Raw genomic sequence first — 24,711 nt, 5'->3', positions numbered from 1 at the left:
CCCGCTGCTGTTGCTCGGCCTGCTGCTGCTGGCCGGCTGCTCCACCCTGTCGTCGCGCGACCGCCAACAGGCGGCCGAACTGGCCGTGCACGGCCGTCCGGTGGCCCTGGACTGTGCGCCCGTCGCCGACTGTGCCGCGGCCTCGCCCCTGCTGGAACAGGCCCATGCCATGGTCGCCGCCTCCACCCCGGACGCGCCGCGGCACCAGGTGGTCCTGCTCGACCGCGGCCAGGACGCCCTGCTGGCACGGGTACACCTGATCCGCGCCGCGCGCGAAAGCATCGAGCTGCAGAGCTTCATTTTCGACGCCGACGACACCGGCGGCCTGGTGCTGGAGGAACTGCTGCGCGCCGCCCGGCGCGGCGTGAAGGTGCGGGTGCTGCTGGACCAGCTCTACGGCCTGCCCGATCCCAACCTGCAGGCCAGCCTGGCCGGCCAGCACCGCAACTTCGAGCTGCGCATCTACAACCCCACCTTCGACGAGGCCAAGACCCAGGCCCTGCAGTACGCCGCCGGCATCCTGTGCTGCTTCCGCAAGTTCAACCAGCGCATGCACACCAAGCTGCTGCTGGTGGACGGCGTGGTCGGCATCACCGGCGGCCGCAACATCCAGGACCGTTATTTCGACTGGGCCGAGGGCTACAACTACCGCGACCGCGACATCCTGGTCGCCGGTCCGGTCGCCGCGGCGATGGCGGACAACTTCAACGCCTTCTGGACCTTCCCGCGCACCCAGCCGGCTGAACGCCTGACCGACGTCGCCGAGCGCCTGCTGCGCGCCGGCGCGGTGCCGCCGCATGCGCTGTTGGCGCCGGACCGCGAGCGCTCGCCGCGGGTGGTGGCGATGGCCGCCCTGGCCGCCGACGGCGACGCGGTCTACACCCACCTGCAGGCGCTGGAAGTGGCGGTGGAGCGCGTCGAATTCTTCGCCGACCTGCCGGAAAAACACCAGGGCAAACTGGCGGCCGAAGAGGACGCCTCGCTGGCCATGCGCGACCTGGTCGCCAATACCCGCCACGAACTGGTGCTGCAGACGCCCTCTGCCAGGTGCTGTCGCGCTCCGCCCGCAAGCTGTTCCGCGAGCTGCACCGCCGCCCGGACGCGCCCGATATCTGGGTCTCGACCAACTCGCTGGCCGCCACCGACGCCTTCCCGGTGTACGCCATGAGCCACAAGTACAAACGTCTTTACCTGCGCGAACTCGGTTTCGAGATCTTCGAGTACAAACCCTACCCGGCCGACGCCCCGATCAACCTGGCCGCCACCGGCGCCCCGGGCGACCAGCCGGCCGCGCACCTGCCGATGTTCGGTTCCGGTTCGGCCGGCTCGACCAGCGGGCCGGTGCCGCTCAAGCGCGCGGGGTGCGCGTCGGCCTGCACGCCAAGTCGCTGGTGGTGGACGACCGCATCGGCGTGGTCGGCAGCCACAACTTCGACCCGCGTTCGGACAACTACAACACCGAGTCCATGGTGGTGGTGCACGACGCCGAGTTCGCCGGCGCGCTCAAGGCCAGCATCCTGCGCGACATGCAGCCCGACAACGCCTGGCGGGTGGCGCGCCAGGAAAAACCGCCGGTGTTCTCCGGCCTGAACTACAGCCTGGGCAAGATTTCGGAAAAACTGCCGATCTTCGACATCTGGCCTTTCCCCTACGCCGTCAGTTTCGAACTGCGCGAGGGCTGCAACCCGTTGCCGCCGACCGACCCCCGGTTCTACGAATGTTACGAGGACGTGGGCCCGTTCCCGGAAGTCGACCTGCCGCTCAAGACCGTCTACACCCGCATCCTGACCGCCTTCGGCGCCGGCCTGACGCCCATCCTGTAAGCCGGTCCGGGGTCCGTCGCGGGCCGCCTTCGATTGACGTCCTTGCCCGGCGGGCCTAGGCTGCCTGTCTCCCGCAAACACCCCGCCGGACACGCCCGCATGCCTCTTTCGATCAGCTTCGAACTCTCCGACCGCGACCTCGAGCACTTCACCCAGGCCATGAACGCGGCCCGCGCGGCCGTCGCCCACAAGAGCGCCGACGAGATCATCGCCGCCGCTTCCTCGCTGCTGATCGAAGCCAACAAGGTCGAGGTGCCGGACTTCATCGCCCAGCGCCTGGACCGGCTGGACGCCCTGATCGCGATGATGAACGACGACGGCTGGCGCCTGCCGGACGAAGACAAGCAGCGCGTGCTGTCGGCCCTGGTCTACTTCGCCGACCCGAAGGACGTGATCCCGGACAGCGTGCCGGTGCTGGGTTATTTCGACGACGCCATCGCCATCGAGATGTGCGTGAAGGAACTGCACCACGAGATCGAGGCCTACGACGAGTTCTGCGAATACCGCCAGGGCGAAGCCGACCGCCGCGGCCAGGACCCGGCCAAGGTCGGCCGCGCCGACTGGCTGGAAGCCCGCCGCGACGAACTCGTGGACCGCATGCACCGTCGCCGCAACCGCGACACCGGCACCGGCTACGGCGGCAGCTCGGGTTATGCCCGCAAGAGCTACACCACCTACCGCCCGGGCCTGATGCGCGTCCGCTGAGCCTTCGTTTGATGGAAGGCCCGTTCCGCCAGCGCATCGATCCGGCCACCATCTCCCGCATGCTCAAGGGCACGGCGGGGGAGAGCCTGGGCATCCAGATCACCGAACAGGGCCCCGACTTCCTGCGCGGGACCATGCCGGTCGATGCCCGCACCAAACAGCCCTTCGGGCTGCTGCATGGCGGATCGTCGGTGGTGCTGGCGGAAACCCTGGCCAGCTTCGCCGGCTACCTGTGCCTGGACCCGGACAGCAACCAGCAGGCCGCCGGCATCGAGATCAACGCCAACCACCTGCGTGCCGTCACCGAGGGCGTGGTCACCGGTACCGCCCGGCCGATCCACATCGGCCGCGCCACCCAGGTCTGGGAAGTCCGGATCGAGGACGAGAAGGGTCGCCTGACCTGCATCTCGCGCATGACCGCCGCGGTCGTCGGCCGCTGACCCGGGCCGGCAATCACGCGTACTCCCCGTCGGGTGATTACTCGGTCCCGCCTGCGGCACAATGCCGGCAATGTCCGCATTCACTGAAACGGGCCGCCGGTCCACCGACTGGCGCCGCCCGCTGCGCTACCTCTGGCGTCTGCCGCTGCTGAGCCTGCACCTGCTGCTGGGCCTGCCGCTGACCCTGCTGATGATCAACCCGATCACGGCGCGCATGGAGCTGCGCGGCGAACGCCTGGACCACCTGGCGGTGCGCCTGTGGTCGGGCACGCTGATGCGCATCTTCGGCTTCCGGCTGCGCCGTTACGGCACGCCGCTGCCGGGTGGCGCACTGTTCGTCGCCAACCATGTCAGCTGGATCGACATCGAGCTGATGCACAGCCAGCGCATGATGGGTTTCGTGGCCAAGGCCGAGATCGCGCGCTGGCCGCTGGTGGGCTGGCTGGCCAGCCGCGGCGGCACCATCTACCACCATCGCGGCAGCAACGATTCGCTGCACGGCGTGATGCACCAGATGGTGCAGCGGCTTGAGCAGGGCCTGGCCGTCGGCGTCTTCCCCGAGGGCAAGACCACCCGCGGCGACGCCATCGGCACCTTCCACGCACGCATCTTCCAGCCGGCCGTGCTGGCGAACGTGCCGGCGCAGCCGGTGGCGTTGAAGTACGGCGCGCGTGGCAATGCGCAGACCATCGTGGCCTTCGGCGAGAAGGAAAGTTTCTTCGCCAACTTCGTGCGCCTGCTGGGCGAACCGGGGCGCGTGGCCGAAGTGCATTTCCTGGAACCGGTCGCCGCCGCCGAGGACGGCCGCCGGCGCATGGCCGAAACCTGCCGCGAGCGCATCGTCGCGGCGATGGCGGGCTGAGCGCGCCATGATCCGCGCCACCGACTACCGTCCACCGCGCTGGTTGCGCAACGCGCACCTGCAGTCGGTGCTCAGCTCGATGCCGCTGCGCCGGGCCAGCGGCCTGCGCGCGCTGGAACGCCTGGGCGCGCTGACCACCGAACACATCATCGAAGTGGAAGGCGACGTGCGCCTGCAGGGCTTCCACACCGCCGTGCCCGGCGCCACGCCGCGCGGCCTGGTGCTGCTGCTGCACGGCTGGGAGGGCAGCAGCGAGTCGGGCTACATGCGCCACACTGCGGCGCAGCTGCTGGCGCGCGGCTTCGAGGTGTTCCGGCTCAACTTCCGCGACCACGGCGACACCCACCACTTGAACAAGGACCTGTTCCACTCCTGCCGCCTGGCCGAAGTGGTGCAGGCGGCGGCCGAAGTCTCGCGCCGTTTCCCGGCGCGACCGATGCTGGCCGCGGGCTATTCGCTGGGCGGCAACTTCGCACTGCGGCTGGCGCTGGCCGCGCCCGGCGCCGGCGTGCCGCTGCTGCATGCGGTGGCGGTGTGTCCGGCCATCGATCCGTCGGGCGTGCTGCACGCGCTCGAGCGCGGGCTGCCGTTCTACCACTGGTACTTCATGAAGAAGTGGCGGCGCTCGCTGCAGCGCAAGCGCGCGCTGTTCCCCGAACACCACGACTTCGACGACCGGGTGCTGGCGCTGGACATGCGCGGGCTGACGCGCTGGATGGTGCAGCGGCACACGACGATGGCCGGCATCGAGGAATACTTCGACGGCTACAGCGTCGCCGGCGACCGCCTGGCCGGCCTGCAGGTACCGGTGAACGTGCTGGCCTCGGCCGACGACCCGGTCATCCCGGCCGAAGGTTTTCCCCGGCTGAGCCTGCCGGCGCACTCGACCCTGGAGATCGCCGACTTCGGCGGCCACTGCGGTTTCCTGGAAGGCGCCGACCTGCGCGGTTACGCCGAACGCTGGGTCGCGGCCCGGGTAGAAGCCGCGGCCGTGGCCGCCGACCGGGCTACAATGCCGCTTTCCGCTCCAGCCTGAAGACCTCCCCATGCTTGCCGACATCACCGAGGCGCTGCGCCGCGGCGACACCGCCGCCGCCCTCGCCGCCGCCCGCACCGCCGTGGCCGCCGACCCCGAAAATGCCGACGCCCAGCACCTGCTGGGCCTGAGCGCCAAGCGTGCCGGCGACGCCGCCACCGCCCGCGCCGCCTTCGAGCGGGCTGTCGAGCTGGCGCCCGACCACGCGCCCTACCAGTTCAGCCTGGCTTCGCTAGCCCTGTCCGAAGGCGATGTCGACGCCGGCACCCGGGGCCTGAAGCAGACCCTGGCCACCGACCCGAACCAGCTGCCGGCCTACGTCACCCCGGTGCACCTGGCCCTGGCCCAGGCGATCTGGAGGAAGCCACGCGCCAGCTGCGCCTGGCCCAGCGCGTGGACGCCGAGCACCCGCAGGTGCTGCTGGCCGAAGGCTACGTGGCCCAGGTCGGCGGCGACGCCGAGCGCGCCATCAAGGCCTTCACCGCCGCCGCGCAGGCGAACCCTGAACTGGCCGGCGCGCAGCACGCGCTCGGCATGGCCTATGTCGGCCGCGGCCTCTGGCCGTTCGCCGAACAGGCCTTCAACAACGCCCTGGCGCTGGAACCCGAAAACCCGGGCGCGCTGCGCGCGCTGGCCGAAACCTGCCGCCACCAGGGCAAGCACGATGAGGCGATGGTGGCGCTTGACCGGCTGCTGGCGCTGCATCCGGACGACATCTTCGCCCGCGCCATGCGCGCCCACCTGCGCCAGGCGCAGGGCAAGGACGACGAGGCCCTGGCGGACATGCTGTCCCTGCTCGACGCGCAGCCGACCGTGGCCCGCGTGCTCGAGTCCGCACTGCCGCTGCTGGTGCAGCGTCGCCGCAACGACGAGGCCCTGGCCCGCATCGAGGCGGCGCTGTCGCTGGCGCCGGGCAAGGACCGCCTGTGGACCGCCCGCCTCTGGCTTTCGGGCGTGCGGCAGGAAGAGCCGCTGGCGCTGCTGCAGCGCTGGAACGCCGCCGTGCCCGACAGTGCGGCTTGCCTGGAGTACCTGGCCGAATATCACGAAGTCACCGGCAACACCGCCCAGGCCGCCGCATTTGCCGACCAGGCCCTGGCCCGCGATCCGAACCGGTTCGGCAGCCGCCTGGTGAAACTGCGCATCGGCTTCACCGCCGATCCGGAAGCGACGCTGGCCCAGGCCCGGGCGATGGCGCCGCTGGCACGCACGCCGAAGGAACAGCGCCTGGCCTACGTCTGGCAGGGACTGGCGCTGGACCAGATGGGGCGCCACCCGGCCGCGGCCGCCTGCTGGCGCGAGATGGTGCGCGGCATCGTTTCGGCCTTCCCGCTGCCGCAGCCGCAGCCGGCCGACGCCGCGCCCGCCGGCGACACCGGCGGCGGCGCCCTGCTCTGGTCGCCGGCCGGCCTGCGACTGGACAGCCTGCTGCCGGTGCTGCAACGCCAGCTCGGCGCGCGCCTGCAGCTCGACCGCATCGGCCAGATGGTGCGTGGCGACGGGTTCGGCCTGGCCCGGCGTGCAGCCGGCCACCCCGAGGCCGGTGATGCCAACAAATGGCGCGCCGCCCTTGAAAAACGCGGCCTGGACCCGGCGACCGTGGTGGACTGGATTCCGCAGATCGACGGCTACACCCTGGCCGCGTTGCGCGGTGCGCGCCTGGTGGCCGTAGTCGCCGATCCGCGCGACGTGTTCCTGAGCTGGATGGTCCAGGGCAGCACCCAGGACTACATCTTCCCGGCCGCGACCGATCGTTCGGCCGAGTGGCTGGCCCAGGGGCTGGAAGCCCTGGCCGCGCACCGCGACGCCGCGCCGGACCAGGTCACGCTGGTGCACATGGACCGGGACGCCGGTGCCGCCGGTGCGGCGCTGGAACAGGCCCTTGGCCTGGCGCAGCCGCTGTCGGCGGTCAGCACCGGCACGCTGCGTTTTTCGCCCGGTCATTGGCGCAAGTACCGCGAGTCCTTCGCGGCCGAGTTCGCGCGCCTGGCGCCGGTGGCCGAGCGCCTGGGTTATTCCGCGGACTGAGGTGCTTCAGCTGCCGGCCGGCAGGCCGAGCAGCAGGGCCGCGCCCAGGCCGATGCGGTACCAGGCGAAGGGCGCGAAGCGGTGCGTGGCGATGTAACCCAGCAGCCAGCGCACGGTGGCGAAACCGGTAATCGTGGCGGCCGCGAAGGCGACCGCCAGGCCGGTCCAGTCTTCGTCGCCGGCCCGGCCCTCGGAAACGGTTTCCAGCAACGCGTAGCCGCTGGCCGCGAACATGGTCGGGATGCCGACCAGGAACACGAATTCGGCCGCCGCCGGCTTGCGGGTCAGGCCCAGCAGCATGGCGATGAAGATCGCCGCGGCCGAGCGCGAGGTGCCGGGGAACACGCCGGCCAGCACCTGGGCCAGGCCCACGGCGATGACGATGGTCCAGGTGATCGCCACCGAATCCGGCCGCGATTCGGCGAAACGTTCCGCCGCCAGCATCCACACGCCGCCGATGATCAGCGCCCAGGCGACCGGCGCCACCGTTTCCGGCAGTTCCCAGCCCAGCAGCCGCATCGGCAGGCCGACCACTGCGGTCACGGCGAAGGCGGCGGCGATCTTGAGCGCGTAGTCGCGCTGTTCGGCCTGGCCCAGGCCGGTGGCCAGCGACCAGATCCGCTGCCGGTAGACCAGGTGATGGCGAGGATGGCGCCGGCCTGGATGGCGATGTTGAACAGGTCCGAGCGTGCGCCCAGCCAGTGCTGGGCGATCAGCAGGTGACCGGTGCTGGAGATCGGCAGGAACTCGGTCAGGCCTTCGATGATGCCGAGCAGCAGTGCGGAAAGCAGGTCGTTCACGGGCGGTGGCGGCGGGCGGAAAGCGGCAAGCATACGTCAGTGCCGGGACGGGGCATTGCACCAGAAAGGTGAAATCTGTGGATTGTTTGTCCCCCGATCAGGGATACGAGGGTGTGTTATCAGCGGATCGACGATCAAAATCAATGAGTTATGAGGGTTCGCGGGCTGGCACGCCCTTTGCTATGTAAGAGCATCCCATCCATCCGCCGGAGCTGCCCGCATGTCCCACGCCCATATCGAAAAACTCATCAAGGACCACGGTGTCGAGTTCGTGGACCTGCGCTTCGCCGACGTGCGCGGCGTGCAGCACCACGTCACCTTCCCGGTTTCGATCATCGAGCCGGCGCTGTTCGAGGACGGCAAGATGTTCGACGGCTCGTCGATCTCGGGCTGGAAGGGCATCAACGAGTCCGACATGGTCCTGCTGCCGGACGCCGACACCGCCGTGCTCGACCCGTTCACCGCCGACCCGACCCTGATCCTGACCTGCGACGTGCTCGACCCGGCCACCATGCAGGGTTATTCGCGCTGCCCGCGCGGCGTCGCCAAGCGCGCCGAGGCTTACCTGAAGGCGTCCGGCATCGCCGACCAGGCCTTCTTCGGTCCCGAGCCCGAGTTCTTCATCTTCGACTCCGTGCGCTGGGCCAACGAGCAGGGCAACACCTTCTTCGAAATCGATTCCGAGGAAGCGCACTGGAACAGCAAGAAGAAGTACGAAGGCGGCAACTCCGGCTACCGCCCGGGCCTGAAGGGCGGCTATTTCCCGGTCGCGCCGACCGACCAGTTGCACGACATCCGCGCCGAGATGTGCAAGCTGCTGATGGCCGCCGGCCAGGAAGTGGAAGTGCACCACCACGAAGTCGCCAACGCCGGCCAGTGCGAGATCGGCACCAAGTTCAATTCGCTGGTGAAGAAGGCCGACGAGCTGCTGATGATGAAGTACATCATCAAGAACGTCGCCCACCGCAACGGCAAGACCGCCACCTTCATGCCCAAGCCGCTGGTCGGCGACAACGGCAGCGGCATGCACGTGCACCAGTCGCTGGCCAAGGGCGGCGTCAACCTGTTCAGCGGTGACGGCTACGGCGGCCTGTCGCAGATGGCGCTGTGGTACATCGGCGGCATCTTCAAGCACGCGCGCGCCATCAATGCCTTCGCCAACTCCACCACCAACTCGTACAAGCGCCTGGTGCCGGGCTTCGAGGCGCCGGTGATGCTGGCCTACTCGGCCCGCAACCGCTCGGCCTCCTGCCGCATCCCGTACGTGTCGAACCCGAAGGCGCGCCGCATCGAGATGCGTTTCCCGGACCCGATGCAGACCGGTTACCTGACCTTCACCGCGCTGATGATGGCCGGCCTGGACGGCATCAAGAACAAGATCGACCCGGGCGCGCCGAGCGACAAGGACCTGTACGACCTGCCGCCCGAGGAAGAGAAGAACATCCCGACCGTCTGCCACTCGCTCGACCAGGCGCTCGAGGCGCTGGACAAGGACCGCGAGTTCCTCAAGGCCGGCGGCGTGATGAGCGACGACTTCATCGACGGCTACATCGCGCTGAAGATGCAGGAAGTGACCAAGTTCCGCGCGGCCACGCACCCGCTGGAATACTCGATGTACTACGGCATCTGATCCTCCCCGGATCTCGTCGGATGCCACAGCGGCCCGGAGCAATCCGGGCCGTTTTCTTTCCGGCTTCGCCCCGCTAGCATCGGACGCACCTTCACGCGGAGCGCGGCATGTCGACCCTGTTCAAATGGCTGCGCCAGATCCTGACCGCGTTGCTGATCCTGTTCGTCATCCTGCTGGTGGGGGTCTGGACGCTGCGCCATTTCGCCAGGGACGACGCCGCGCGCGAGGCCCGCGCGTTGATGGAACAGCCCGTGCCCGCGGCAACCGGCAGCAACGGCTACGCCTGGCTGGCCTTCATCGACCACCGCATTCCCGAGGCCGGGCTGGAAGCGGCGTTGCAGGCCGAAGTCGCCACCTTCGACGCCTGGCAGGCCGGGCAGGGCGACCGCCTGCTGGCCAACAGCCGCAGCCTGACGACGGGCCTCGCCGACACGGGACAGTTCGAATCGCCGGCGGCGGCGCGTTATCCGGAACGGCCGGGCGTGGACGTGCCCGACACCTCCTGCAACCTGCACGACCTCGATTGCCTGGCGCAGGTGCGCGCCAATGCCGAGAGCGTGCGTGCCTGGCTGCAGGCCGATGCCGAGCGCCTCGTGCTGGCCGAACGTTCGCTGGCGGCCGAGCAGATCGGCGATCCGTTTCCGCCGCGTATCGATGCGCCGCTCCCCGGATTCCGCGTCTGGCGCCTGGCGCTCAACGCCGCGGCGCTGCAGGCGGTGGACGGCGACGTCGCCGGCGCCACCGTGCGCGCCTGTCGCCTGTTCGAAACCTCGCGCCGCTTCGCGCGCCAGGGGCCGAGCCTGGTCGCCAAGCTCGTGCCGCTGGCCCTGGCGGAAGGTGCGGGCGGGCTGGTGCTGTCGCTGCAGCGCGAGAACCCGGGCCTGGTGCTGCCGCCGGACTGCGCGTCGGCGCTGGTGCCGGTGGTCGTGGATGATTTCCAGATCTGCGACGCGCTGCGTTACGAGTACCGCATGAATGCCGCCCTGGCCGACCAGATCGACGAATCGCTGGCTGGCTGGCATCCGGGCAATACGGTCCAGCGCCTGCTGCTGCACGACGGCGAACTGCAGCAACTGTGGATGGCGGAAGGTTTCGCGCCCGCCTGCCGCGACGATTTCCGCGCAAAGGTCGCCGCCGGCGAGGTGCCGCCACTGTCGCGGCCCGCGGTCGACCAGGACCAGCTGCGCTGCTATGCCGCGGTGGTGAACTGCATGCTGGTCGCGATGTCGCAGCCGGCGTATGCCGACTACTGGGAACGCCTGCTCGACCACGCCGCCAAGCAGCGCCTGCTGATCGCGGCGATCGCGTACACGGCGGGGACCCTGCCCGAAGCCGAAGTCGCCGCCGCGGCGGCATCACCGGGCTATGCGCTGCAGCGCCATGCGGACGGCTGGTCGCTGGACCTGCGCCACCCGCGGCCGGACCAGGAGGAGGGCTATCTGGTGCGGGCCGGGATGCCGCCGCCGCTGGTTCCGGAAACCTGAACCGCGGCGCATGGAAACCTGCCGCGCACTTCGTTGACGCCCCGGGGGCCGGGAGCATAGTGGCCCGGCACGAGCTTCCGCCGGTTCTCATGATCGTTCTTCCATGAGGCAACCCCATGCGCATTCCGCTCTGTTGTGCCCTCTCCACGGGCCTGCTGCTGATCGTCGGCTGCTCGCGCGACGCTGCTCCGCCGGGCGGCGCCGACCCGGCGGCGACACCTGCCGCCGCGACCACTGAAACTCCAGCGCCCGCGGCGTCCGAACAGATCTTCGGCCCCGAAGAACTCGAGCAGATGGTCGCGCCGATCGCGCTCTATCCGGATCCGCTGCTGGCCCAGGTGCTGATGGGTGCGACCTACCCGGGCGATGTCGCCGACGCGGCCGCCTGGGCGGCCGCCCATCCCGATGCCAAGGGCGACGCGGCCGTGCTGCAGGTCGCCAATCAACCCTGGGACCCGAGCGTGCAGGCGCTGGTGGCCTTCCCGGAGGCGCTCTCGGTGCTGGGCCAGGACCCGGCCTGGGTGCAGCGCCTGGGCGATGCTTTCCTGGCGCAGCCGGAAGCCGTGATGGATGCCGTGCAACGCCTGCGTCACAAGGCCGAGGCTGCCGGCAACCTCGCATCGAACGAATACCAGAGCGTGTTCACGCAGCCGGCGCCGCCACCGGCCGCCGGTGAAGCGGCGCCTGCCGAAAGCACCGTGATCGTGATCGAGCCGAGCGAGCCCGAGGTCGTCTACGTGCCTGCGTACGATCCCAACACGGCCTACGGCGCCTGGTCCTATCCGTCGTATCCGCCGCCGTACTATCCGCCGTCGCCGTACTACTACCCGGGCGGCGCCCTGGCCAGCGGCCTGATGTGGGGCGCCGGCATAGCCATCGCCGGTTCGCTCTGGGGCGACATGGACTGGAACGACAACGACATCAACATCGATGTCGACCGTTACAACAACATCAACCGCAACAACCAGATCAACCGCGGCGACAACACCTGGAACCACAACGCCGCCAACCGCGACGGCGTGCCCTACCGCGACCAGGCCAACCGCGAACGCAACGGCCGCCAGCTCGACGGTGCCGGCAACCGCGACGCCTTCCGCGGCGAGGACGCGCGCCGTACCGAGCAGCGCAACCAGGCCCGCGCTTCCATGCAGGACCGCGGCATCCAGCCGGCCTCCAGCAACCGCGAGGCGCGCGACCAGGCCCGCACCGCGGCCAACCGCCCGGACTCACGCGACGCCGCGCGTGACCGCGCCGGCGCCACGGCCGATCGATCCGCACAGCGCGACCGCGCACAGCAGAGCACCGACCGCAACCGCACCGCCAACCAGGGCAGCCGCGACGGCGGCCGCACCCAAACCCAGCAGCAGCGTTCGCGCGAACAGACCCAGCGCAACAACCAGTCCCGCGACACCGCACGCCAGCAGCAGCAACGGCAGCAGGCGCCACGCAACAATGCCTTCGAGGGCGCCAGCCGGCCGTCGTCGTCGCACCAGGCACAGCAGCGGGGCCAGTCGAGCCGCCAGTCCGCCAGCCGTCCGTCCGGAAGCCGCTCCTCCGGCCAGCCGGTCAGCCGCCCCTCCAGCCCGCCGCAGCGCTCCAGCGGTGGCGGTCGTCGTCGATGAATCGCCCAGGAGTCCCCGCGTGAAGACCGTCATCAAACCGCTCGGATTGACCCTGGCCTTGGCGCTCGCGCTGGCGGCGCTTCCCGCCGCGGCGCAGCAGGCATTCGCCACTCCCGAAGAAGCCGCCCAGGCGCTGGTGCAGGCGGTCACGCCGGCGGAAGGCGACCAGGCGCAGCTCAAGGCCCTGTTCGGCGACCAGTGGCGCGACTACGTGCCGGTCGGCAGCGTCGCCCGCGAGGACGTCGACGCTTTCCTCAGGCGTTATGCCGAACGCCGTGCCTTCGAGAACCCCGCGCCAGACCGCGCCGTGCTATCGGTCGGCACCGAGCCCTGGACGCTGCCGATCCCGCTGGTGAAGGGCAAGGACGGCTGGAGTTTCGACATCGAGGCCGGCGCTGAAGAGGCGCGCATCCGCCGCATCGGCCGCAACGAACTCGCCACCGTGCAGTCGGCGCTCGCCTACCACGACGCGCAGATGGAATATTCCGAACGCGACCTCGACGGCGACGGCGTGCTCGAATACGCGCAGCACCTGCTCAGCACCGACGGCCTGCACGACGGTCTGTACTGGGCCGAAGACGACAGCGGCGAGATCAGCCCGCTCGGCCCCCTGTTCGGCGACGCCGAACCCGGCAGCGACTGGCATGGTTACCACTACCGCATCCTCGACGCGCAGGGCGCGTCCGCGCCGGGCGGCGCCTACAGCTACAAGCTCGGCGACAACATGAGCCGCGGTTTCGCCCTGATCGCCTGGCCCGCGCAATACAACGACAGCGGCGTGATGAGTTTCATGATCAGCCACGAAGGCGTGGTGTTCGAGAAGGACCTCGGGCCTGACAGCGACAGACTGGCCGCGGCGATCACCGTTTTCGATCCGGATTCGAGCTGGACCGAAGTGCCGGCCGCGGCGGAACCTGCCGCACCCTGAACGCCCCGGCGTTTGTTGGGCCTAGGTCCAATACCGCCGGCTGCGTTGAAGCATCCAAATTCAACCCGGCGCGCCCACGCGTTCGTTGACGGTCCCGAGGACCCGGAGCGATAGTGTCGGCGCACGAGCTCCGCCGGTTCTCATGTTTTGCTTCATGAGGAAACACCATGCGCATTCCGCTCCTTTGTGCCCTTTCCGCCGCGCTGCTGGTCGCCAGCAACGCCAGCAGCGCCGGCGCCTTCAGCAAGGCCGGAACGATGGCCGCCCAGGCCGCGGCCAGTCCCGCGCCCGCCGCCGCACCCGCCAGGGAAGTCCTGTTCGGACCCGAGGAACTGGCGCAGGTCGTCGCGCCGATCGCGCTCTATCCGGATCCGCTGCTGGCCCAGGTGTTGATGGGCGCGACCTATCCGGGCGACGTCGCCGATGCCGCCAAGTGGTCCAAGGCCCATCCCGACGAAAAGGGCGAGACGGCCGTGACCAAGGTCGCCGACCAGCCCTGGGATCCCAGCGTGCAGGCCCTGGTGGCCTTCCCGCAGGTGCTGGACATGCTGGGGCAGGACCCGGCCTGGGTGCAGAAGCTGGGCGACGCCTTCCTGGCGCAGTCCAACGACGTGATGGACGCGGTGCAGAAGCTGCGCCGCCAGGCCCAGGACGCCGGCAACCTGAGTTCGAACGAACAACAGAAGGTGTCCACCCTGCCGGCCCTCGACGGGACCCCCACCGGCGCCGACGGTGAAACCGTCATCGTGATCGAGCCGTCGGAGCCCGACGTCATCTACGTGCCCGCGTACAACCCGACCACGGTCTACGGCAGCTGGGCCTATCCCTACTACCCGCCGATGTACTACCCGCCGCCGGCTTACTACTACCCGGGCGGCGCGTTCGCAGCCGGCATCTTCTGGGGTGTCGCGATCTCCGGCGGCTGCTGCTGGGGCAACATGAACTGGGGCGGCGGCGACATCGACATCGACATCGACCGCTACAACGAATTCAACCGCAACAACCAGATCAACGGTGGCGACCGCAACCGCGGCGAACGCGGCGATCGCGGCAGCCGCGGCGAAGGTGGCCGGGAGAAGTGGAACCACAACGCCGCCAACCGCGACGGCGTGCCCTACCGCGACCAGGCCAACCGCGAACGCAACGGCCGCCAGATGGACGGCGCGTCCAACCGCCAGGGCTTCCGCGGCGAATCGCCCCAGCGTTCGCAGCAGCGCGACCAGGCGCGCAACACCATGTCCGACCGCGGCATCAAGCCGGCCACCAGCAATGTGGATGCCCGCAACCAGGCCCGCACCGCGCAGCAGCAGCGCGGGCAGTACGGCGGCCAGGGCATGAGCAACAGCGGCGCCCGCAACAGCGCCCGCGACCTGGACCGGATGAACACGCAGCCGCACAACAATGCCTTCCGCGATGCCAGCCGGCCCTCGTCGTCGAACCTGTCGCAGCAGCGTGGCAACTACAGCCGTAACTCCGCCAGCCGTCCGTCCTCGTCGCGTCCTGCGAGCCGTCCGGTCAGCCGTCCTTCGCGCCCGCCGATGCGTTCCGGCGGTGGCGGACGGCGTCGTTAACCCAAGATCAGGAGTCTGCGCGTGAAGACATGCATGTACCCGCTCCAGTTCGCCCTGCTGACCGCACTCGCGCTGGCGCCGATGGCGCCGGCGGTGGCCCAGCAGGCCTTCGCCACCCCGGAAGAAGCCGCCAAGGTGCTGGTGGAGGCCGTCACGCCCCGGAAGGTGACGAGGCGCGACTCAAGACCCTGTTCGGCGACCAGTGGCGTGACTTCGTGCCGGTCGGCAGCGTCGACCGCGTGGACGTCGATGCCTTCCTCAAGCGTTATGCCGAACGCCACGCTTTCGAGAACCCGAGTCCGGACCGCGCCATCCTCTCGGTCGGCACCGAACCCTGGACGCTGCCGATCCCGCTGGTGAAGGGCCCCAAGGGCTGGAGCTTCGACATCGAGGCCGGTGCCGAGGAGGCACGCGTGCGCCGCATCGGCCGCAACGAACTCGCCACCGTGCAGTCGGTGCTGGCCTACCACGACGCGCAGACCGACTACGCCGAGATCGACCGCGATGACGACGGCGTGCTCGAGTACGCACAGAAGCTGCTCAGCACCGACGGTTTCCACGACGGCCTGTTCTGGGCCGAAGACGACAGCGGCATGATCAGCCCGATCGGCCCGCTGTTCGGTGATGCCGAACCGGGCAGCGCCTGGCACGGCTATCACTTCCGCATCCTCGAAGCGCAGGGCCCGTCGGCCCCGGGTGGCGCCTACAGCTACCTGCTGGGCGACAACATGAGCCGCGGTTTCGCGCTGATCGCCTGGCCGGCCAAGTACAACGACACCGGCGTGATGAGCTTCATGATCAGCCACGAAGGCGTGGTGTTCGAAAAGGACCTCGGTGCCGACAGCACCCAGGCCGCCGCCGCGATCACCGTCTTCGATCCCGATTCGAGCTGGACCGAAGTGGTGCCGCCGGCCGAGCCCGTCGTCACGCCGTAAGCGGCAACCGGCGTCCCCGAACCAGACCCCGGCACCCGCCGGGGTCGTCATTTGTGCTCCCGGGTCCGCGCGCTCCGGCCCGGCGGAGATCCCGCCGGCGTCGAATTGACGCATCGCCGGGTGTCTAGGATGCTGTCGGCCCGTGCAGGCGCTGCATCCGGCGCCGTCACCCGAGACCGATCCTGTGCCCCCTGCGCCGCCGTCCGCGCCCATCGGCCGCATCCTCGCCATCGACGATGATCGCGACCTGCTCGACAACCTGCGCTTCTGCCTGGAATCCGCCGGCTACCAGGTGGCGGTGGCGGACAACCTGGCCCGTGGCCTGGCGCTGGCCGCCAGCCTGCCTTTCCATGTCTGCCTGCTCGACCGGGCCCCGGGCTGGACTCGGGCGTGGAAGCGCTGCCGCGTCTGCGCGAACTCGCGCCAAGGATGCCGGTGATCATGCTCACCGCGCATGCGGTGGTGGACGACGCCGTGGCCGCGCTGGCCGCCGGTGCCGCGGACTATCTGGTCAAGCCCTGCTCGCCGCCGCAACTGCTGGTGGCGGTGGCGCGCCAGCTCGACACCCGCCGCCTGCTCGACCGCGTGGCGGCGCTGGAAAGCGACCGCGAAGAAGACAGCACGGACTTCGACAGCGCCAACGCCGCCATGCAGTCCCTGCTGGCCGACGCCCGCCGCGCCGCCGCCACCGACGCCACCGTGCTGCTGCTGGGCGAAAGCGGCACCGGCAAGGGCATGCTGGCGCGCGCCATCCACGGCTGGAGTCCACGTGCCGCCGCGCCGATGGCGACCGTGAACTGCCCGTCGCTGGCGCCCGACCTGCTGGAAAGCGAACTGTTCGGCCACGCCCGCGGCGCCTTCACCGGCGCCGCGCACAGCACCACCGGCCGGGTCGGCACCGCCGAGGGCGGCACGCTGTTCCTGGACGAGGTCGGTGATTTCCCGCTGCCACTGCAGGCCAAGCTGTTGCGCTTCATCGAAGACAAGGCCTACGAACGGGTCGGCGACCCGAGCACGCGCCGCGCCGACGTGCGCATCGTCGCGGCGACCAACCACGACCTGGGCACGATGGTGGGCGCCGGCCGGTTCCGCGCCGACCTCTACTACCGCCTGAAGGTGATCGCGATCGAAGTGCCGCCGCTGCGCGCGCGTGTCGAAGACATCGAGACCCTGGCCCTGGGTTTCCTGCGCCGTTTCGCGCGCCGCCACGGCATGCCGGCGCGCGAACTGGCGCCGGCGGCGCTGGCGCGCCTGCGCGCCTATGCCTGGCCGGGCAATGTGCGCGAACTGCAGAACGTGATCGAACGCGCCGTGATCCTCGGCCGCGAGCCGGTGATCGGTGCCTCGCAGCTGATGCTCGAACCGCTGGCCAACGCCACGCCGGCCGCGACGATGACGTTGGAAGAGGTCGAACGCCGGCACATCGACGCGGTGCTCGCCGCCAGCGACACGCTGGAGGCGGCCGCGCGCACCCCTGGGCATGGATGTTTCGACGTTGTACCGCAAGCGCAAGGTCTACGGACTGTGAGCGCACCGGCCGGCGCCAGCCGCCAGTGGCACATCGCCCTGCGGCTGTTGGCCGCGGGCGCGTTGCTCGCCGTGCTGGGCAGCGTGGCGCTTTCGCTGCGCACCACCGAACGGCTGGCGGAATCGGTGGCCTCGGTCAGCCACACCCAGCGCGCGCTCGAACAGATCAACCGGCTGTGGGGCGTACTGGGCGACCGCGACAGCAGCATCCTGCGCTATCTGCTGACCGGCAATCCGGACAACCTGGAAGAGTTCTGGCGCACGCTCGGCGAGATGGAAGGTGCCACCGTGCAGCTGCGTGACCTGCTGGGCGACAATCCGGCGCAGCGTGCCCGGATCGACCGGCTGGACGCACTGCACCAGGAGCGCATCACCCGCGCGCGCGAAGTGATCGAGGTCAAGCAGCGCGCGCTGGACGGCGACGTGCAGGCGCAGGCGCAGCTGGACGCGGAGTTCGGGCAGTCGAGCCGGTCGCACAATGCCGAGTTGATGCGTGACCTGCTCGAACGCATGGCGGCGCACGAAAAGGCGCTGCTGGCCGAGCGCAGCAACCAGCGCACGCAGATGATCGAACAGAATCGCCGCATCGTGCTGAGCGCCAACGGGCTGGCGCTGGCCGCGGGAGTCGTGGTGCTGCTGGCGGTCCGCCGCCTGCGCCGGCGCGCCGACGAGGCGGAGCGGGCCCGGCGCGCCGACCGCGAAAAGCGAGCTGCTGGCGGTGCAGCAGCGCCTGGCCCGCGAGCGCCAGCAGGGGCTGGACCTGATCGCGCACGACCTGCGTCAGCATCTGGGCAACATCCTGTTTTCGCTAGACCTGCTGCCGGCGGCGGACACGCCCGAGGCGCGCGGCAAGCTGGTGCAGACCGCGCGCGGCGCCGCCAACGGCGGGCTGTTGTTCCTGCGCGCGGTGCTGGAACAGGGCGCCAACGAAGCGCGTGGCGAAGACATCGGCCCGCTGGAACTGGCCACGGAAGTGGCCTCGGCGGTGCAGGCGCACGCGGAACGCGCCCGGGCCAAGGGCATGCGTTTCGAGCTGCGCCTGGATCCGGAACTGCGGGTGCGCGCGCAGGCCTCGGGCCTGGGCCGGGTGCTGGGCAACCTGCTGTCGAACGCGGTGAAGTACGGCCCCGAGGGCGGTGTGATCGAAGTCGAGGCGCAGCGGGGTTCCGACCGGGCCGTGCTGTGCGTGCTCGATCGCGGGCCGGGCGTGCCGGCGGCCGAACAGCCGGCGCTGTTCCGCCGTTACGCGCGGCTTTCGCCCCAACCCAGCGGCGGCGAGGAAACGACCGGTCTCGGCCTGGCCCTGGCGCGCCAGCACGCACGGGCCCAGGGCGCGGACCTGCGTTACGAAGACCGCCCCGGCGGCGGCGCCTGCTTCCGACTGGAGTGGCCGCTGGCCTGAAGCCAGGCCGCCGGGCATTTCACCCGGTCATCGTGCGTAATTGCACGACCCCGGCGCGCGGACCGACGGAAAACCGCGCCACTGAAGCCTCTCCGGATTGGCCTGCATCTTGCAGCCCGTGCCCAGGATCACGCCGAGGCCGCCCCGTTGTCAGCCAGCGACGACTGTTTCAATCCCACCCGCGAAGGCCCCACCGACGACAGTGTGGAGGTGGCGCGGTCGCTCCCGCCGCGACCCCCGGCACCAGGGGTCCCGCTGCCGGCATGGACGCTGTGCACCCCCACGCCTGCCAGCGCACCCGGTGGCGCGCTGGATCCGGCCTGGCTCGAATTCCTGGGCGTTGATGCCCCCGGTGCCGGCGAGGCACCGGACGCCCCGTGGCTGGACCTGCTGCGGCGCTGAGGCCGCGGACCTTTCCACCGGCCGCCGGCCCGTGACCTGAGCGGCAACCGCCGGCTTCGCACTATGCTGGCGCGATGCCGGACCCCCTGCCGCCCACCACCGAACACCTGAGCACACCCCTGGCCTGGGCCGATGCCGGGGGCCGGCTGCTGGGCTGCAATCCGGCCTTCGCCAGTTGGCTGGGCGTCAGTGCACGCCGCCTTGTCGGCCTGGACCTGGGCGAACTCGACGCCGAGGGCGGGCGCCTGCTCGAACTGCTGCCGCGCCTGCCGCCCTCCGGCGAAGCGGTGCGGGTGCGGCGCGCCCGCCTGGCGTTCCCGGGGGCGGTGAACGTTTTGCCGACCTGTGGCTGGCGCGCAACGAAGACGGCAGCCTGCGGCTGGAAGCGCATCTGGCCGAAGAGTTCCCCGGCGAAGATCCCGCCACCGCGCTGCCCGCGGCCCTGTCCGCCGCGCTGAAAGGCCTGGCGCACGAGATCCGCAATCCGCTGGCGGGCATGAAGGGCGCCGCGCAACTGCTGGCCCGCCGCGTCGAAGGCGACGACAACCGCGAACTGGTGGACCTGATCGGCAGTGAAGTCGACCGCCTAGCAGGCCTGGTCGACCGCCTGCTCAACCCGGAACCACCGCGCGATTTCGCACCGACCAACATCCACGCCGTGCTCGAACGTGTGCGCCAGCTGGCCGAGGTCGAAGCCGGCTGGGCGATCAAGCTGGTGCGCGACTTCGATCCGTCATTGCCGGAATTCCCCGGCGACGGCGACCGCCTGGCGCAGGCGTTGTGGAACCTGGTGCGCAACGCGCTCGAATCCGGCGCCACCACCGTGCAGCTGCGCACCCGCGCCGAACACCATCTGTTGATCGGCGACAGCGCCCACCGCCTGGCCGTGCGTGTCGAGATCGCCGACGACGGCCGCGGCGTGCCCGAAGACCTCGCCGAACGCATCTTCCTGCCGTTGGTCAGCGGCCGCGCGGAAGGCAGCGGCCTCGGCCTGCCGCTGGCGCAGCAGGTGGCGCGTGAACATCGCGGCTCGCTGAGCTACCGCTCGCGGCCGGGGCATACCGTGTTCACGCTGCTGATCCCGGTGCCGGATTCAGACGAAACAGAAACCGCGGCCTGACGCCTTTGAAGCCCTTCCCACCGGTTCCCGAAAGCCTGGCCACGCGCCTGGCCCGCGCCATCACGCCGGTGAATCCAAACCGCCTGCACCGCGCATCCAAGCCTCCGAAGCGCTGAAACAGCTCGGCGCACCCGGGAGCGGGCAATGTTGGTTATCAATGTCATGGGACGCGCCCTGTGCGCCCTCGGCCTGGCGGCGGTCCTGGCCGGGACCCCGGTCGCCGCGTCCGGTCCGGACTCCGGCCCCGCGCCCGCCGGCGTGCCGAACGGCGTGCTGGAAGAACAGGCCGCCCACTTCTGGCAGGCGGTGACCGCCCGCGCGGAAGAACGTCCGTCCCTGCTCGAGCGCCATTTCAGTCCCGGCATGCGCGAGCGCAATGGCGATGCGGATCTGCTGGAAACCTTGGCCATGCTTTCCGAGGCCCCGGGCCGGACTTGGCGACCTTGCCCAAACCCCTTATGATCCCGGGCAAGGAAGGTCTGGGTGGCGAGCTGCAGTACACATTGCCGACCGGCCGGCGCCTGTCGCTGAAGCTGGCCGTGACCGAGGGTGATGCGCCCCGGATCGATCGGTTCGGCCTGCGGCCCCTGCCGCCGGAAGTGGCCGCGGTGACGCCGGAGCAGTTGCCCGCGGTCATCGCCGAGCGGGTCAAGGCCGAGTCCGAAGCCGGCCGCTTCTCCGGCGCCGTGCTGGTGGCGCGCGGCGACACGCTGATCTACGCCGACGCGGTTGGCCTGGCGGACCGGAAGTCCGGTCGCGCCAACACGCTGGACACGCCCATCAACCTCGGCTCGATCAACAAGATGTTCACCGGCATCGCCATCGCCCAGCTGCAGGCGGCGGGCAAGCTGGACTGGCAGGACACCGTGGGCAAACACCTTCCGGATTTCCCCAACAAGAAGATCCGCGACCAGGTGACGATCCACCAGCTGCTCACCCACACGTCCGGCGTCGGCGACTACTTCAATCCGACGCACGACGCGCGCAGGCACGAGCTCGACACCCAGCAGGAATTCCTGGACACCTTCGTGGACCAGCCGCTGGCGTTCGAGCCGGGCGAAGGCATGGCGTACAGCAACGGCGGGCCGGTCATCCTGGGCCTGATCATCGAAGCGCTCAGCGGCAGCGACTACTACCAGTACATCCGCGACCACCTCTACCGGCCGGCCGGCATGGCGCACGCGGACCATTACCGCCGCGACGACACGACCTCCGGCATGGCGCTCGGCTACCTCAAGACTGAAGACGGCGCATGGCAGGACAACAGCGGCGACCTGAGCCTGCGCGGATCCGCGGCCGGCGGCGGTTACGCCTCTGCACGCGACTTGTTCGCCTACTCGCGCGCCCTGGCCAACGAACGCCTGCTGACGCGCGCCCAGCTCGAGACCCTGTGGACACCCCACCAGCAGACCGGGCCCATGGCTTACGGCTATCTTTTCACCATCGGCGGCACACCCGACCGGCGCTGGGTGGGACACAACGGCGGCGCGCCGGGCATCTCGGCCGAGTTCATCCACTACCCGGACGACGGCCTGATGATCGTCGTGCTGGCCAACCAGGACCATGCCGCGGAAGGCCTGCGCGAATGGCTGCACGCCCAGGTGGAAGCGTCCCTTTTCGAAACCACCGAACCCTGACCGGAGCAGACCCCATGGAGATCCTTCCCGTACTGATCATTCCGGCGGCGCTGATGCTGCCGCCGGTGCTGATCACCGCCCTGGTGCTGCGCTACCGCCGCGCCCGCGCCGAGTTGCGTTACAGCTTCCTGCTGAAGTTGGCCGAATCCGGCGTCGCGCTGCCGGCCACCTTGCCCGGCGAAGCGACGCCGCAGGACTGCGACCGTCGCCGCGCGCTGGTGCTGCTGGCCGGTGGTTTCGGACTGGCCCTCATGCTGATCGCGCTGCCCTTCGAATTCCCCCGCGGCCACCGAGTGGCGGAGCTCTGGGGCCTGGGCATCCTGCCGGTGGTGCTGGGCCTGGGTTATCTGTGCAACTGGTTCCTGTCGCGGCCCGGAAGCACGCATGGGAGATAACGATGCGCAGGCGCGCATCGATGCGGCCCTGGTCATCAGGGCCCGGCAACCGGACGGCGCCCCCGCCTTCGAACAACTGGTGCGACGGCACCAGGCTGGTGCGCGCGCAACTGCGGCGGCTGCTGGGCGACGACCCCGCGCTGGCCGACGACCTGGCGCAGGAAGTGTTCGTCCTGGCCTGGCGCAAGCTGGACCAGTTCCGCGGCGAATCGCGCTTCGGCACCTGGCTGTACCGCATCACGTACGCGTGTTTCCTGCAGTACCTGCGTGGCCGCGGCGCGCGCATGCAGGACGAGCAGGCACTGGACGCCGAAGAGGCGCCGGGCGCGGACGGACCGGGCCCCGAATGGGGCCTCGACCTGGACGCCGCCCTGCGCCGGCTTTCCATCCACCAGCGCGCGGCGTTGCTGTATTGCGTGCAGCTCGAATTCACCCACGAAGAGGCGGCCGTGGTGCTGGACATGCCGCTGGGCAGCGTGAAAACGCATGTGGCGCGCGGCAAGGCCAAGCTGCGGCAACTACTCAAGGACTGGGCACCCGGAGAACAGGGCAATGACTGACCTCGACGACACATCCGACCCGAAACTCGACGACCTGCTGCGCCGCCAGTTCCCCGGCGCCGTGGCAGACGACGGCTTCACCATGCGCGTGATGCACGCACTGCCGCCGCGTCGTTCACCGCGGCAGTGGCTGCTGCCGGCCGCCGCGGTGGCCGGCACCGGGCTGGCCTGGCTGGCCCTGATGCCTTCGCCGGTGTGGCAGCAGGCCGCGCGCGAATGGCTGCAGGGCGATCTGGGCGCCGCGTCCGCCGGCATCGGCGTTCTGGTGCTGGCCGTGACGCTGGTCAGCTGCGCCTGGTCGCTCGAAGAAAACTAGCCCTCGTGGCCCCGGGATTTTTGCACCCCTTTGGTGCAAACTTCGGCCCATGACCACCCCCTCCCGCCTCTGGGTCATCGACGACGACCGCGCCGTGCGCTTCGTGCTGGCCGAGGCCCTGCGCGACGCCGGTTACGCCGTCTCCGCCTTCGAAGGCGCGAAACAGGCCCTGGCCGCGCTGGCCGACGAACCCGCGCCCGACCTCGTATTCACCGACGTCCGCATGCCCGAAATGGACGGCCTGGCCCTACTCGACGCGCTGAAGGCCCGCCGCCCCGACCTGCCCGTGATCGTGATGTCGGCCTACACCGACGTCGCCAGCACCGCCGGCGCCTTCCGCGGCGGTGCGCACGAATTCCTGTCCAAGCCCTTCGACCTGGACGAGGCCGTGGCCCTGGCGGAACGTGCGCTGCCGCAGCGCGACCCCGCGCCGCAGACCACCGCCCCGGAAATCAGCAACGAACTGCTGGGCGACAGCCCCGCCATGCGCGAACTGTTCCGCGCCATCGGCCGCCTGGCGCAGGCGCCGCTGAGCGTGCTGGTCACCGGCGAAACCGGCACCGGCAAGGAACTCGTGGCGCGCGCCCTGCACCGCGAATCGCCGCGCGCGCGCAAACCCTTCGTCGCGCTCAACACCGCTGCCATTCCGGCCGAACTGCTGGAAAGCGAACTGTTCGGTCACGAGGCCGGCGCCTTCACCGGCGCCAACAAGCGCCACGTGGGCCGCTTCGAACAGGCCGACGGCGGCACGCTCTTCCTGGACGAGATCGGCGACATGCCCGCCGCCCTGCAGACCCGCCTTCTGCGCGTGCTGGCCGAGGGCGAGTTCTTCCGCGTCGGCGGCCGCGAACTGATCAAGGTGGACGTGCGCGTCATCGCCGCCACCCACCAGGACCTGGAAACCAGGGTGCGCGACGGCAGCTTCCGCGCCGACCTGCTGCATCGCCTCGACGTGGTGCGCCTGCAGCTGCCGCCCCTGCGCGAACGCAAGGGCGACGTGCCGGCCCTGGCCGCGCGTTTCCTGGCCCAGGCCGCGAAAAACTCGGCGCCCCCGCCAAGCGCTTCCACCCCGAAGCCCTCAAGCGCCTGCAGCAGCACGACTGGCCCGGCAACGTGCGCGAGCTCGAAAACCTGTGCTGGCGCCTGGCCGCCCTGGCCCCGGGCGAAGCCATCACCCCGCGCGACCTGGGCAGCGCCCTGCGCAGCGGCGGCAGCGACCCCACCGACTGGACCCGCGGCCTGGCCCAGGCTGTGCGCGAAGCCCTGACCCGCGGCGACCCCACCCTGCACGCCACCCTGCGCGAACGTTTTGACCAGGTTCTGCTGGAGACGGCGTTGGAACACACCGAGGGGCATCGCCAGCAGGCGGCGGAGAAGCTGGGGTTGGGGAGGAATACGGTGACGCGGAAGTTGGGGGTGGTGCGGGGCGGAAGAAGTCCTGACCTCACGGCCATTGAATCGCAAGCGACTTGATCGATCCGGCGGACC

18 protein-coding genes and 6 pseudogenes are annotated in these 24,711 nt (G+C 70.1%); 23 read left to right on the top strand and 1 reads right to left on the bottom strand.

Going from position 1 to position 24,711, the window contains the following annotated elements:
- The first annotated feature begins 7 nt into the window (after window positions 1-7).
- The 7 genes and pseudogenes from FRZ33_RS03180 to FRZ33_RS03150 all read left to right on the top strand — a co-directional run bounded on the left by FRZ33_RS03180 (window position 8) and on the right by FRZ33_RS03150 (window position 6,894).
- Window positions 8-1,823, top strand: a pseudogene (locus FRZ33_RS03180) (phospholipase D-like domain-containing protein).
- A 99-nt stretch (window positions 1,824-1,922) separates the two neighbouring features.
- Window positions 1,923-2,528, top strand: a complete 606-nt coding sequence (locus tag FRZ33_RS03175) for a YkvA family protein (protein ID WP_146907582.1) — start codon at window positions 1,923-1,925, stop codon at window positions 2,526-2,528.
- 11 nt (window positions 2,529-2,539) lie between these two features.
- Window positions 2,540-2,968 carry a hotdog fold thioesterase gene (locus FRZ33_RS03170; protein ID WP_425480613.1) on the top strand — a complete coding sequence of 143 codons (429 nt, stop codon included), beginning with the start codon at window positions 2,540-2,542 and terminating at the stop codon, window positions 2,966-2,968.
- 61 nt (window positions 2,969-3,029) lie between these two features.
- Window positions 3,030-3,830, top strand: a complete 801-nt coding sequence (locus FRZ33_RS03165) for a lysophospholipid acyltransferase family protein (RefSeq protein ID WP_425480612.1) — start codon at window positions 3,030-3,032, stop codon at window positions 3,828-3,830.
- A 10-nt stretch (window positions 3,831-3,840) separates the two neighbouring features.
- The gene (locus FRZ33_RS03160) at window positions 3,841-4,866 is read left to right on the top strand and encodes a YheT family hydrolase (protein WP_146910557.1); all 1,026 of its coding nucleotides are present in this window, start codon (window positions 3,841-3,843) and stop codon (window positions 4,864-4,866) included.
- 10 nt (window positions 4,867-4,876) lie between these two features.
- A pseudogene (locus FRZ33_RS17555) lies at window positions 4,877-5,125 on the top strand (tetratricopeptide repeat protein); the annotation flags it as partial.
- 134 nt (window positions 5,126-5,259) lie between these two features.
- Window positions 5,260-6,894: a tetratricopeptide repeat protein gene (locus FRZ33_RS03150; protein ID WP_146907579.1), complete on the top strand. Its 1,635-nt coding sequence runs from the start codon at window positions 5,260-5,262 to the stop codon at window positions 6,892-6,894.
- A 6-nt stretch (window positions 6,895-6,900) separates the two neighbouring features.
- Here the strand turns inward: FRZ33_RS03150 and FRZ33_RS03145 are convergent.
- A pseudogene (locus FRZ33_RS03145) lies at window positions 6,901-7,694 on the bottom strand (undecaprenyl-diphosphate phosphatase).
- Window positions 7,695-7,914: 220 nt separating this feature from the next.
- On the opposite strand from FRZ33_RS03145, the gene glnA reads away from it, so the two are divergent.
- The 16 genes and pseudogenes from glnA to ntrC all read left to right on the top strand — a co-directional run bounded on the left by glnA (window position 7,915) and on the right by ntrC (window position 24,696).
- On the top strand, window positions 7,915-9,324 hold the full coding sequence (glnA, locus tag FRZ33_RS03140) for a type I glutamate--ammonia ligase (RefSeq protein ID WP_146907577.1): 1,410 nt from the start codon (window positions 7,915-7,917) through the stop codon (window positions 9,322-9,324).
- Window positions 9,325-9,431: 107 nt separating this feature from the next.
- The gene (locus FRZ33_RS03135; RefSeq protein ID WP_146907575.1) at window positions 9,432-10,808 is read left to right on the top strand and encodes a hypothetical protein; all 1,377 of its coding nucleotides are present in this window, start codon (window positions 9,432-9,434) and stop codon (window positions 10,806-10,808) included.
- Between the two features lie 116 nt (window positions 10,809-10,924).
- Window positions 10,925-12,430: a DUF3300 domain-containing protein gene (locus FRZ33_RS03130; protein WP_146907573.1), complete on the top strand. Its 1,506-nt coding sequence runs from the start codon at window positions 10,925-10,927 to the stop codon at window positions 12,428-12,430.
- Between the two features lie 19 nt (window positions 12,431-12,449).
- Entirely contained in the window at window positions 12,450-13,358 is a 909-nt protein-coding gene (locus tag FRZ33_RS03125; RefSeq protein WP_227978063.1) for a DUF2950 domain-containing protein, read from the top strand.
- A gap of 167 nt (window positions 13,359-13,525) precedes the next feature.
- Entirely contained in the window at window positions 13,526-14,929 is a 1,404-nt protein-coding gene (locus FRZ33_RS03120; protein ID WP_146907572.1) for a DUF3300 domain-containing protein, read from the top strand.
- A gap of 29 nt (window positions 14,930-14,958) precedes the next feature.
- Window positions 14,959-15,864, top strand: a complete 906-nt coding sequence (locus tag FRZ33_RS03115) for a DUF2950 domain-containing protein (RefSeq protein WP_227978061.1) — start codon at window positions 14,959-14,961, stop codon at window positions 15,862-15,864.
- A 142-nt stretch (window positions 15,865-16,006) separates the two neighbouring features.
- Window positions 16,007-16,303, top strand: coding sequence for a response regulator (locus FRZ33_RS15860; RefSeq protein WP_227978060.1), 297 nt, complete (start codon window positions 16,007-16,009; stop codon window positions 16,301-16,303).
- Window positions 16,294-17,931: pseudogene (locus tag FRZ33_RS17550) on the top strand (sigma 54-interacting transcriptional regulator); the annotation flags it as partial. The gene FRZ33_RS15860 and the pseudogene FRZ33_RS17550, both read left to right, overlap by 10 nt.
- A 481-nt stretch (window positions 17,932-18,412) precedes the next feature.
- Window positions 18,413-18,793, top strand: coding sequence for a sensor histidine kinase (locus FRZ33_RS17545; protein ID WP_227978252.1), 381 nt, complete (start codon window positions 18,413-18,415; stop codon window positions 18,791-18,793).
- Between the two features lie 476 nt (window positions 18,794-19,269).
- Window positions 19,270-20,315: pseudogene (locus tag FRZ33_RS03095) on the top strand (two-component system sensor histidine kinase NtrB).
- 162 nt (window positions 20,316-20,477) lie between these two features.
- Window positions 20,478-20,777, top strand: a complete 300-nt coding sequence (locus tag FRZ33_RS03090; RefSeq protein WP_146907568.1) for a hypothetical protein — start codon at window positions 20,478-20,480, stop codon at window positions 20,775-20,777.
- Window positions 20,759-21,952 (top strand): serine hydrolase domain-containing protein, encoded by a 1,194-nt coding sequence (locus FRZ33_RS03085; protein WP_146907566.1) that lies wholly within the window; start codon window positions 20,759-20,761, stop codon window positions 21,950-21,952. The genes FRZ33_RS03090 and FRZ33_RS03085 overlap by 19 nt, the downstream gene beginning before the upstream one ends.
- 14 nt (window positions 21,953-21,966) lie before the next feature.
- Window positions 21,967-22,347 carry a DUF6249 domain-containing protein gene (locus tag FRZ33_RS15055; RefSeq protein WP_158637069.1) on the top strand — a complete coding sequence of 127 codons (381 nt, stop codon included), beginning with the start codon at window positions 21,967-21,969 and terminating at the stop codon, window positions 22,345-22,347.
- A gap of 2 nt (window positions 22,348-22,349) precedes the next feature.
- The gene (locus FRZ33_RS15050) at window positions 22,350-22,907 is read left to right on the top strand and encodes an RNA polymerase sigma factor (protein ID WP_158637068.1); all 558 of its coding nucleotides are present in this window, start codon (window positions 22,350-22,352) and stop codon (window positions 22,905-22,907) included.
- Window positions 22,900-23,223 carry a hypothetical protein gene (locus tag FRZ33_RS03075; RefSeq protein ID WP_146907562.1) on the top strand — a complete coding sequence of 108 codons (324 nt, stop codon included), beginning with the start codon at window positions 22,900-22,902 and terminating at the stop codon, window positions 23,221-23,223. The genes FRZ33_RS15050 and FRZ33_RS03075 overlap by 8 nt, the downstream gene beginning before the upstream one ends.
- A gap of 49 nt (window positions 23,224-23,272) precedes the next feature.
- Window positions 23,273-24,696, top strand: a pseudogene (ntrC, locus tag FRZ33_RS03070) (nitrogen regulation protein NR(I)).
- Window positions 24,697-24,711: the final 15 nt, after the last annotated feature.

The organism is Arenimonas daejeonensis, assembly GCF_007993735.1.
GTDB lineage: Bacteria > Pseudomonadota > Gammaproteobacteria > Xanthomonadales > Xanthomonadaceae > Arenimonas > Arenimonas daejeonensis.
This window is presented reverse-complemented; position numbering and strand designations above follow the sequence as displayed.

Bases quoted from the DNA above. Each gene is read 5' to 3' on its own strand.
- FRZ33_RS03130 (WP_146907573.1), top strand. From the start codon at position 10,925: ATGCGCATTCCGCTCTGTTGTGCCCTCTCCACGGGCCTGCTGCTGATC.
- FRZ33_RS03135 (WP_146907575.1), top strand. From the start codon at position 9,432: ATGTCGACCCTGTTCAAATGGCTGCGCCAGATCCTGACCGCGTTGCTG.
- FRZ33_RS15050 (WP_158637068.1), top strand. From the start codon at position 22,350: ATGCGCAGGCGCGCATCGATGCGGCCCTGGTCATCAGGGCCCGGCAAC.
- FRZ33_RS03090 (WP_146907568.1), top strand. From the start codon at position 20,478: ATGGGACGCGCCCTGTGCGCCCTCGGCCTGGCGGCGGTCCTGGCCGGG.
- FRZ33_RS03175 (WP_146907582.1), top strand. From the start codon at position 1,923: ATGCCTCTTTCGATCAGCTTCGAACTCTCCGACCGCGACCTCGAGCAC.
- FRZ33_RS03120 (WP_146907572.1), top strand. From the start codon at position 13,526: ATGCGCATTCCGCTCCTTTGTGCCCTTTCCGCCGCGCTGCTGGTCGCC.
- FRZ33_RS03165 (WP_425480612.1), top strand. From the start codon at position 3,030: ATGCCGGCAATGTCCGCATTCACTGAAACGGGCCGCCGGTCCACCGAC.
- FRZ33_RS03170 (WP_425480613.1), top strand. From the start codon at position 2,540: ATGGAAGGCCCGTTCCGCCAGCGCATCGATCCGGCCACCATCTCCCGC.
- FRZ33_RS03075 (WP_146907562.1), top strand. From the start codon at position 22,900: ATGACTGACCTCGACGACACATCCGACCCGAAACTCGACGACCTGCTG.
- glnA (WP_146907577.1), top strand. From the start codon at position 7,915: ATGTCCCACGCCCATATCGAAAAACTCATCAAGGACCACGGTGTCGAG.
- FRZ33_RS15055 (WP_158637069.1), top strand. From the start codon at position 21,967: ATGGAGATCCTTCCCGTACTGATCATTCCGGCGGCGCTGATGCTGCCG.
- FRZ33_RS03115 (WP_227978061.1), top strand. From the start codon at position 14,959: ATGCATGTACCCGCTCCAGTTCGCCCTGCTGACCGCACTCGCGCTGGC.
- FRZ33_RS17545 (WP_227978252.1), top strand. From the start codon at position 18,413: ATGCGTTTCGAGCTGCGCCTGGATCCGGAACTGCGGGTGCGCGCGCAG.